The sequence below is a fragment of the Streptomyces longisporoflavus genome (assembly GCF_014649775.1).
GTDB lineage: Bacteria > Actinomycetota > Actinomycetes > Streptomycetales > Streptomycetaceae > Streptomyces > Streptomyces longisporoflavus.
Map to the genome: position 1 here is coordinate 1 of NZ_BMTR01000035.1, position 11,115 is coordinate 11,115.

Sequence of the window (11,115 nt, forward strand, 5' to 3'; positions counted from 1 at the left end):
CCGTGACCTCAACCTCTCGGCGTTCGTGCTGTTCTCGTCCGCCGCCGGTGTCTTCGGTGGCGCGGGCCAGGGCAACTACGCGGCGGCGAACGCGTTCCTGGACGCCCTTGCCCAGCACCGCCACGCCACCGGCCTCGCCGCGACCTCACTCGCCTGGGGCCTGTGGGCCTCCGGCGGAGGCATGGCCGGGAGCCTTGACGAGGCCGATGTGCGCCGTATCACCAGCGGTGGCGCGATCCCGATCGGCGCGGCCGAGGGCCTGGCGCTGTTCGACGCGGCGGCCTCCACCGGCCGCGCGCTCCTCGCGCCCGTTCCCCTGGACCTGTCGGTGCTGCAACGCCAGGCGCGCTCCCACCCTGTACCGCACCTCCTGCGCGGCCTGGTGCGGGGCACCGCGCGCAGGACCGTCGATCCCGCCGCCGCGAGGACCGCGCTGGCGCAGTCCCTGGCCGGCATGACCGAGGCCGAGCGGGAGAAGGCGCTGCTCGACCTCGTGCGTACCACCGCCGCCGCGGTCCTCGGCCACAGCTCGGCGCATGCCGTCGCGCCCGACCGCGCATTCCGGGAGCTCGGCTTCGACTCGCTCAGCTCCGTGGAGCTGCGCAACCACCTCAACGCGGCCACCGAGCTGCGCCTGCCCGCCACGCTGGTCTTCGACCACCCGAACCCCGCCGCGCTCGCCGCGTTCATCGGCACCGAGATCGCGGGCGTGCCCGTCGTCGCGGCGCCCACCCGCAAGACCGCCGCGGTGACCGACGAGCCGATCGCGATCGTCGGCATGAGCTGCCGCTACCCCGGCGGGGTCGAATCGCCCGAGGACCTCTGGCGACTCGTCCTCAACGGGGACGACGCCATCAGTGAGTTCCCCGTCAACCGTGGCTGGGATGTGGACGCGCTGTACGACCCGGACCCCGAGCACACGGGCACCTCGTACACCCGCGAGGGCGGCTTCCTGCACGACGCCGACCTGTTCGACCCGGCGTTCTTCGGCATCTCGCCCCGCGAGGCGCTGGCCATGGACCCCCAGCAGCGGCTGCTCCTCGAAACCTCCTGGGAGGCCTTCGAGCGGGCCGGCATCGCGCCGGAGACGGCGCGGGGCAGTGCGACCGGTGTGTTCGCCGGCGTGATGTACCACGACTACGTGTCGCGGCTCCGGTCCGTCCCCGAGGACGTGGAGGGCTACCTCGGCACCGGCGGTGCGGGCAGCGTCGCCTCTGGACGCGTCGCCTACGCACTGGGCCTCGAAGGGCCCGCCGTCACCGTCGACACCGCGTGCTCCTCGTCTCTCGTGGCCCTGCACTGGGCGATCCAGGCGCTGCGCCAGGGCGAGTGCTCGATGGCGCTTGCCGGTGGTGTCGCGGTGATGGCTACCCCCTACACGTTCGTCGACTTCAGCCGCCAGCGCGGGCTGTCCGCCGACGGCCGGTGCAAGTCCTTCTCCGACGACGCCGACGGCACCGGCTGGGGCGAGGGCGCCGGCATGCTCCTCGTGGAGCGTCTCTCCGACGCCCGCCGCAACGGCCACCCCGTCCTCGCCGTCATCCGCGGTTCCGCCGTGAACCAGGACGGCGCGTCCAACGGCCTGACCGCTCCGAACGGCCCCTCGCAGCAGCGCGTCATGCGGCAGGCGCTGGCCGGTGCGGGCCTGGCCCCGTCCGACGTGGACGCGGTCGAGGCGCACGGCACCGGCACCACTCTCGGCGACCCGATCGAGGCGCAGGCGCTCCTGGCCACCTACGGTCAGGACCGCCCCGAGGACCGGCCGCTGTGGCTCGGCTCGATCAAGTCGAACATCGGCCACACGCAGGCCGCAGCCGGTGTCGCCGGTGTCATCAAGATGGTCATGGCGATGCGGCACGGAGTGCTGCCGAAGTCCCTGCACCTCGGCGAGCCCTCGTCGAAGGTCGACTGGTCGGCTGGCGACGTCGAGCTGCTGACCCGGACGCAGCCGTGGCCGGAGACCGATCGTCCGCGCCGGGCCGGTGTGTCGTCGTTCGGCGTGAGCGGGACCAACGCGCACACCATCATCGAGCAGGTGCCGAGCGAGGAGCACGTCCCGGCCCCGGTCGAAGGACCTCTGCCGTGGGTGCTGTCCGCCCGGAGCGCGGAAGGGCTGCGGGCGCAGGCGATCCGGCTCAGGGAGCACGTGACGGGCGAGCCGGGGGTCGGTGCGCTGGACGTCGCTTACTCCTTGGCGACGACGCGATCGGCTTTCGACCACAGGGCCGTTGTCGTGGGCGACGACCGCACGACGCTGATCGACGGACTCACCTCCCTCGCCGAGGGCCGGCCGTACCCGGGCCTGACCGCCGGGTCGGTCGTCGTCGGCGGTGTGGGTTTCCTGTTCTCGGGACAGGGTTCGCAGCGGCTGGGCATGGGTCGTGAACTGGCCGAGCGTTACGAGGTGTTCGCGGACGCCTTGGACGCCGTACTGGACGAGTGTGATCCGCGCGTGCGTGAAGTGCTGTTCGGTGAGGACGCCGACGCGTTGAACGAGACCGGGGTGACGCAGCCCGCCCTGTTCGCGGTGGAGGTGGCACTGTTCCGTCTCCTGGAGTCCTGGGGTGTGCGCCCCGATGTCCTTGCCGGTCACTCGATCGGCGAGCTGGCAGCGGCCCACGTCGCCGGTGTCTGGACGCTGGCGGACACCGTGAAGGTGGTGTCGGCGCGTGGTGCGTTGATGCAGGCGCTGCCTGCGGGCGGTGAGATGGTGGCGGTCCAGGCGACCGAGGCCGAGATCTCCCCGGACCTGTCGGAGACGGTCGGCATCGCGGCGGTCAACGGACCCACCTCCGTCGTCGTCTCAGGTGTCGCCGCCGATGTAGAGGCGGTCGCGGAGAAGTGGCGCGAGGCGGGCCGCAAGGTGTCACGCCTGAAGGTCAGCCACGCCTTCCACTCGCCGCTGATGGACCCGATGCTCGACGACTTCCGCCGGGTACTTGAAGGGGTGTCCTACGAGGCACCGTCAGTCCCGATCGTGTCGACGCTGACCGGCGTCCGCGCGAGCGCCGAGGAGCTGGCCTCGCCCGAGTACTGGGTGCGGCACGTACGCGAGGCCGTACGGTTCGCCGACGCCGTCGGCACGCTCACGGACGAGGGCGTGACCACGTTCGTCGAGGTCGGCCCCGGTGGCACCCTGGCCGCGCTCGGCCAGGAGACCGCGCAGGACGCGGCCTTCGTACCGGTGCTGCGCGCCGACCGGCCGGAAGCGGCGGCCGCGACGACCGCCGTGGGCCGACTGCACGTGTGTGGTGTGCGGGTGGACTGGGAGGGCTTCTTCGCCGGTCGCGGCGCGCGCCGCGTCGGCCTGCCCACGTACGCCTTCCAGCACCAGCGCTACTGGCTGGACTCCGGGGTGGCGGCGGGCGATCTGGACGCCGCGGGGCTCGGCTCGGCCGGTCACCCGCTGCTCGGGGCGATCGTCGACACGGCCGACTCGGACGGGCAGCTCTTCACCGGCAGGCTGTCGGTGGCGACCCACCCGTGGCTGGCCGATCACGTGATCCAGGGCTCGATCCTGCTGCCCGGCACGGCGTTCCTCGAGCTCGCGGTGCGCGCGGGCGACCAGGCGGGCTGCGATCTGGTGGAGGAGCTGACGCTCGAAGCGCCGCTGGTGGTGCCCGAGCGCGGTGGCGTACGCGTGCAGGTGCAGGTCGGTGTGGCCGATGAGTCGGGCCGCCGCTCGGTGACGGTGCACGCGCGGGACGACGACGATGACCTGTGGGTGCGGCATGCGAGCGGTGTGCTCGTGAGCAGTGCCGAAGCGACCCCGCCTGATGTCGGTGTCTGGCCGCCGGCCGGGGCGCGGGCCGTGGATCTGGACGGGCTGTACGACCGCATGGCCGACGGAGGCTTCGGTTACGGGCCTGTGTTCCAGGGCCTGCGGGCCGCTTGGCACAAGGGCGATGAGGTGTTCGCCGAGGTCGCGCTGCCGGACGGTGCGGGCGTGGACGGTTTCGGCCTGCACCCGGCGCTGCTGGATGCCTCCCTGCATGCCATCGGGTTGATGGGCGAGGCCGACGGCCCCGGCAGGCTGCCGTTCTCGTGGTCGGGTGTGCGGCTGCACGCCTCGGGCGCGACGGTGCTGCGGGTGCGGTTGGCGCCGGCGGGGTCGGACGGCGTGTCGCTGGCGGTCGCTGACGGCTCCGATGCCCCGGTGGCCACCATCGACTCGCTGGTGCTGCGCCCGGTGACGGCGACGGCACTGGCGCGGCAGGGCCGGGATTCCCTGTTCCGGCTGGACTGGGTGCCTGCCCCCGTATCGGCCGGGAGCGCCGGTTCGGTGGCGGAGTACGCGGACTGGGCGGCGGTCCGGTCAGCGCTGGACGCGGGGGAGTCGCTGCCGGACCACGTCGTGGTGCGGTGCGCGGAGACCTCCGGCGTGGACTCCGTACGCGGGAGGACGCTGGATGCCCTGGAACTCGTCCGAGGCTGGCTGAGCGACGACCGGTGCTCGGCGTCGCGGCTGGTGCTCGTGACGCGCGGCGCCGTCGCCGTGGGTTCCGAGGACGACGTGGCGGACCTGGCGGCGGCCGCGGTGTGGGGCCTGGTGCGCTCCGCCCAGTTGGAGGACCCCGACCGCTTGGTCCTGGTGGACGTCGACGACGACACCGACACCGCTATGGACGGTGACGGCGGCTGGCGGGCGGCGCTCGCCACCGGGGAGTCCCAGGCCGTCGTACGCGAGGGCCGGGTGTTCGTCGCCCGCCTGGCGCGTGTGCGGCCAAAGACGGCCGGCACGGGACCGGCGTTCGGTCCCGACAGCTCGGTCCTGGTGACCGGCGCGTCGGGCGCGCTGGGCGGTCTCATGGCCCGGCACCTCGTCGGTACCCATGGCGTCGGGCATCTGGTCCTCGCCAGCAGGCGCGGGGCGACGGCGGAAGGCGCCGAGGACCTGCGGGCCGAACTGGCCGCGCAGGGCGCGGAGGTGTCGTTCGCGGCATGTGACGTCGCGGACAGGGACGCGCTCGCCGCGCTGCTCGCCGAGCACCCCGTGACCGCGGTCGTGCACACCGCCGGTGTGCTCGACGACGCCACGATCGGCTCGCTGACCCCGGACCAGGTCGACACCGTGTTCCGGCCCAAGGTCGACGCCGCGCGACACCTGCACGAACTGACCCGCGACCTCGACCTGTCCGCCTTCGTGCTGTTCTCCTCCGTGGCGGGCACCCTCGGTGCCACCGGACAGGGCAACTACGCGGCGGCCAACGCCTTCCTCGACGGCCTCGCCCGGCGCAGACGCGCTCAGGGCCTGCCGGCGACGTCGCTGGCCTGGGGTCTGTGGGCCGACGGCATGGGCGCCAAGGTGGCCGATGCCGCCGAGAACGGCCTCTCGGCGGAGGAGGGCGTCGCGCTGTTCGACGCCGCCGTCTCCGGGGCCGATCCGGTCGTCGTGCCGATGCGCCTCGACCTGCGGGCCGTACGGGAACTCCCGGCCGTACCGCCGGTCCTCAGCGGCCTGGTGCGGACCACGACCCGCAGGTCGGCGGAGAGCGGCGACCCCGCGGCGGCACTGCGCGACCGGCTCGCATCGCTGGCCGGGGACGAACGCGAGCGGGTGCTCCTCGACCTCGTGCGCACCCAGGCCTCCGCGGTGCTCGGCCACGCGGGCCCCGAGGCGGTCGCGCTCGGCCAGGCCTTCACCGAGCTGGGCTTCGACTCGCTGACCGCCGTCGACCTGCGCAACCGGCTCAACCTGGCCACGGGCCTGCGCCTGCCGGCCACGCTCGTCTTCGACTACCCGACCCCCGCGGCGCTCGCCGCGTTCATCGGTACGGAGTTCGCGGACGCCCCCGTGGCGGCGGCGCCCACCGGCACGGCCGTGGCCGTGGGCGCGACCGACGAGCCGATCGCGATCATCGGCATGAGCTGCCGCTACCCCGGTGGCGTCCGCTCGCCGGAGGATCTGTGGCGGCTCGTCTCCGACGGCGCCGACGGCATCACGCCGTTCCCGACCGAGCGCGGCTGGGACGTCGAGGCGCTCTACGACCCCTCGGGCGAACGGGACGGCAGCTCCTACACCCGCGAGGGCGGCTTCCTGCACGACGCCGACCTCTTCGACCCGGCGTTCTTCGGCATCTCGCCCCGCGAGGCGCTGGCCATGGACCCGCAGCAGCGGCTGCTCCTCGAAACCTCCTGGGAGGCCTTCGAGCGGGCCGGTATCGACCCCGGGTCGCTGCGGGGCAGCGCGACCGGCGTGTTCGCGGGTGTGATGTACCACGACTACGCCTCCCAGCTGTACGGCGTGTCCAAGAGCACCGAGGGCTTCCTCGGCACGGGCAACGCGGGCAGCGTGGCCTCCGGCCGCGTGTCCTACACCTTCGGCCTCGAAGGCCCCGCGATGACCGTGGACACGGCCTGCTCGTCCTCGCTCGTCGCGCTGCACCTCGCGGCGCAGGCGCTGCGGTCGGGGGAGTGCTCGCTGGCGCTCGCGGGCGGCGCCACCGTCATGGCGACGCCCGGCGCGTTCGTCGACTTCAGCCGTCAGCAGGGCCTGTCGCCCGACGGCCGGTGCAAGTCGTTCTCCGCCGATGCCGACGGCACCGGCTGGGGCGAGGGCGTCGGCATGCTCGTACTGGAACGCCTTTCGGACGCCCGGCGCAACGGCCACCCGGTCCTCGCGGTGGTGCGCGGTTCGGCGGTGAACCAGGACGGCGCGTCCAACGGTCTGACCGCGCCCAACGGGCCCTCGCAGCAGCGGGTGATCCGCCAGGCGCTTGCGAGCGCGGGCCTGTCCCCGTCCGACGTGGACGCCGTCGAGGCGCACGGCACCGGCACCACCCTGGGCGATCCGATCGAGGCCCAGGCGCTGCTCGCCACCTATGGGCGGGAGCGCGCGGGCGAGCCGCTGTGGCTGGGTTCGCTGAAGTCGAACATCGGCCACACCCAGGCCGCCGCCGGTGTGGGCGGCGTCATCAAGACGGTGATGTCGCTGCGGCACGGTGTGCTGCCCAAGACGCTGCATGTCGGCGAGCCCTCCCCGCACATCGACTGGTCGGCGGGCGCGGTGGAACTGCTGACCGAGGCACAGCCGTGGCCCCGGGCGGACCGGCCCCGACGGGCGGGCGTCTCGTCCTTCGGCTTCAGCGGGACCAACGCGCACGTCATCATCGAGTCGCCGGAGCCCGAGCCGGCCGACGACGCCGACGCTCCCCGGTCGCCCGAGGCGCCGCTCGGCCCGTGGCTGCTGTCGGGCCGCACCGAGAGCGCCCTGCGCGACCAGGCGGCACGGCTGCGCGACCATCTGGCCGCACGGCCCGAACTCGACCCCGCGGACGTCGCCGGCGCGCTGGCGACCTCACGGACCGCGTTCGAGCACCGGCTCGCCGTCGTCGGCAAGGACCTCGACGACCTGGTGGCCGGACTCACCGAAGCCGTCGAGGGACGGCCGGGCAGCGGTGTCGTGCTGGGTGTGACCGACGAGCACCGGGTCGGTTTCCTCTTCTCGGGCCAGGGTTCGCAGCGGCTGGGCATGGGTCGCGAACTGGCCGACCGCTACCCGGTGTTCGCCGATGCCCTGGACGCCGTACTGGACGAGTTCGAGCCGCGCGTACGTGAAGTGCTGTTCGGCGAGGACGCCGACGCGCTGAACGAGACCGGGGTGACCCAGCCGGCGCTGTTCGCCATCGAGGTGGCGCTGTTCCGCCTTCTGGAGTCGTGGGGCATACGGCCTGACGTGCTGGCCGGTCATTCGATCGGTGAGCTGGCCGCGGCGCATGTGGCCGGTGTCTGGTCGCTGGCCGACGCGGTCAAGGTGGTGTCGGCGCGTGGCGCGCTGATGCAGGCGCTGCCCGCGGACGGTGCGATGGTGGCGGTCCAGGCGTCCGAGGCTGAGATCGCCCCGGACCTGTCGGAGACGGTCGGCCTGGCCGCCGTCAACGGCCCCACCTCCGTCGTCGTCTCCGGTGTCGCCGCCGATGTGGACGCGGTAGCGGAGAAGTGGCGTGCGGCGGGCCGCAAGGTGTCACGCCTGAAGGTCAGTCATGCCTTCCACTCGCCGCTGATGGACCCGATGCTCGACGACTTCCGCCGGGTGCTCGAAGAGGTGTCCTGCGCGGCGCCCGCCATCCCGATCGTCTCGACGCTGACCGGCGGCCCGGCCTCCGCACAGGAGTTGGGCGCACCGGAGTACTGGGTGCGGCACGTGCGCGAGTCCGTTCGGTTCGCCGACGCCGTGGCCGGGACGGGCGCGGACGTGCTCGTCGAGATCGGTCCCGGCGGCGTGCTGTCGGCGCTGGGGCAGGAGTCCCTGCCGGACGCGGCCTTCATACCGGTGCTGCGCGGTGACCGGGCGGAGGACGGCGCTGTCAGGACGGCGCTCGCCGAGCTGTATGTGCGCGGGGTGCACGTCGACTGGAGTGCCTGCTTCGCCGGCACGGGGCACGGCGTCGATCTGCCGACGTACGCCTTCCAGTACCAGCGGTTCTGGCCGGACACGAGCGTGCGGCCCGCGACCGACGCGTCCGGGCTCGGGCTCGGGTCCGCCGACCACCCGCTGCTCGGCACGGCGGTCGCGCTCGCGGACGAGGACACCGTCCTGTTCACGGGCAGGCTGTCGCTGCGGACGCACCCCTGGCTCGCCGAGCACGAGATCATGGGGTCGGTGCTGCTGCCCGGCACGGCCTTCGTCGATCTCGCGGTGCGCGCCGGTGACCAGGTCGGCTGCACCTGTGTCGAGGAGCTGACGCTGGAGGCGCCGCTGGTGCTTACCGAGCACGGCGGTGTGCAGGTCCAGGTGCGCGTCGGCGCGCCGGACGAGTCGGGCCGCCGCCCGGTCACGGTGCACGCGCGGGAGGAGAACGGGGACCTGCCGTGGTCCCGGCACGCCAGCGGTGTCCTCGCCGATGACGCCGGCGCGCCCGCCGACCTCGGCGCCTGGCCGCCGGCGGGCGCTGAGCCCGTCGAACTGGACGGTTTCTACGACGGCATGGCCGACGGCGGGTTCGCCTACGGCCCGCTGTTCCAGGGGCTGCGCGCGGTGTGGCGCGGTGGCGACGAGGTGTTCGCCGAGGTCGCGCTGGCGGAGGACACCCCTGCCGCCGGGTTCGGTGTGCACCCGGCGCTCCTCGACGCGGTGCTGCACGCGGTGGCGTTCGGTGTGCTGGCCCCGGTCGAGCACGGACGGCTGCCGTTCTCGTGGTCGGGGGTCCGTCTGCACGCCGAGGGCGCGACGACGCTGCGGGTGCGGCTGAGCGCGGTGGGGCCGGACGCGGTGGCCCTGGCCGTCGCCGACGGTTCCGGCGCGCCGGTCGCGAGCGTCGACTCGCTGGTGCTTCGCGCGGTGTCGCCGGACGCGCTTCGGACGGCCCGCGGGCACGAGTCGCTGTTCCGCCTCGACTGGGTGGCCGCCCCTTCGGCAGCCGCGAGCGCGGGCTCGGTGGCCGAGTTCGCCGGCTGGGCCGCGGTGCGGTCCGCCCTCGACGCGGGCGAAGCGCTGCCGGAGAACGTGGTGGTGCGGTGCCTGCGGCCCGCCGACATGGACGCGGACGCGGTGCACCGGCAGACACACACCGCGCTGGAACTGGTGCGGGGCTGGCTGGCCGACGGCCGCTGCGAGGCGTCGCGACTGGTCCTCGTGACCAGTGGCGCCGTGGCCGTGCGTGCCGAGGACGACGTGGCGGACCTGGCGTCGGCCGCGGTGTGGGGCCTGCTGAGGACGGCGCAGGCGGAGAACCCCGGCCGCTTCGTCCTGGTGGACGTCGACGACGAGGACGGCTGGAAGCCGGCCGTGCTCGGCACGGAACCCGAACTGGCCGTGCGTGGCGGTGGGGCGTTCGTGCCGAGGCTCGTACGGGCCCGCACCACGGCCGAGGAGGGCCGGGGATTCGGTGCGGGCCCGGTCCTGGTGACCGGCGCGAGCGGCATGCTCGGCGGCCTCGTGGCACGGCACCTGGTGGTGGCACACGGCGTGCGGCGCCTTGTCCTGGCCAGCAGGCGTGGCCAAGTGGGCGCGCTGGAAGCGGAGTTGGCCGGCCTGGGTGCCGAGGTCGTGACGGTGGCCTGTGACGTGGCCGACCGGGAAGCGGTGGCGGCGCTGCTCGCCGAGCACCCCGTGACGGCCGTCGTGCACGTGGCGGGCGTCCTGGACGACGGCGTGATCGCGTCGCAGACGCCGGAGCGCATCGACACGGTCTTCCGGCCGAAGGTCGACGCGGCCTGGAACCTGCACGAGCTGACGCGGGACCTGGACCTGTCGGCGTTCGTGCTGTTCTCCTCCGCCGCGGGCACGCTGGGCAACCCCGGCCAGGCCAACTACTCCGCCGCCAACGCCTTCCTCGACGCGCTCGCCCGGCACCGCAGGGTGCGGGGCCTGCCCGCGACGTCCCTCGCGTGGGGTCTGTGGGCAGGAGAGGACGGCATGGGCGCCCGCATGGCCGAGTCCGGAGCCGCGGGCCTGTCCGCCGAGGAGGGCATGGAGCTCTTCGACGCGGCGGCACTCGGCGACGATGCGGTCGTCGTACCGATGCGGCTCGACCTGCGGGCCGTACGCGAACTCCCGGCCGTACCGCCGGTGTTCAGTGCCCTGGTGCGGACGACGGCCCGCAGGGCGGCGGACAGCGGGACCGACCCCGCCGCCGCGCTGCGGGACAGGCTCGCGGCACTGCCGCCGACCGAGCGGACGTCCGCGCTGGTGGACGTGGTGTGCACACACGTCGCGGCCGTACTGGCGCTGCCCGGCGCCGGGGCGGTCGACGAGCGGCGCGCCTTCACCGAGCTGGGCTTCGACTCGCTGACCGCGGTCGAGCTGCGCAACCGCCTCGGTGCCGCCACCGGGCTCCGTCTGCCCGCCACCGCCATCTTCGACTACCCGACCCCGCTCGACCTGGTCGGCCACATCGCGGACACGCTCGTCGTCGACGAGCCCGACGGGGTGGCGCCTCTGCTTGCGGAGCTGAGCCGCATCGAGGCGGGTCTCGCCTCGGTCAAGCCGGGCGACGACGAGGACGACCGGGTCGGCGCCCGCCTCTCGGCGCTCCTCGCCGCCTGGCGCGAGAGCCGGGCCGACGCCGACGCGCAGGCGGCCGACGACCTGGAGGCCGCCACGGACGACGAGGTGTTCGACCTGCTCGGCAAGGAGTTCGGCATCTCCTGACCCGCCCCTCCGCCCCCGGCCAC

At 73.9% G+C, this 11,115-nt stretch carries 1 protein-coding gene; it reads left to right on the forward strand.

The genetic code is table 11. From position 1 onward, the window contains the following. Positions 1-11,092, forward strand: an 11,092-nt coding sequence (locus IE226_RS38380) for a type I polyketide synthase (protein ID WP_190086154.1), incomplete at its 5' end; no start/stop codon positions are given. Positions 11,093-11,115: the final 23 nt, after the last annotated feature.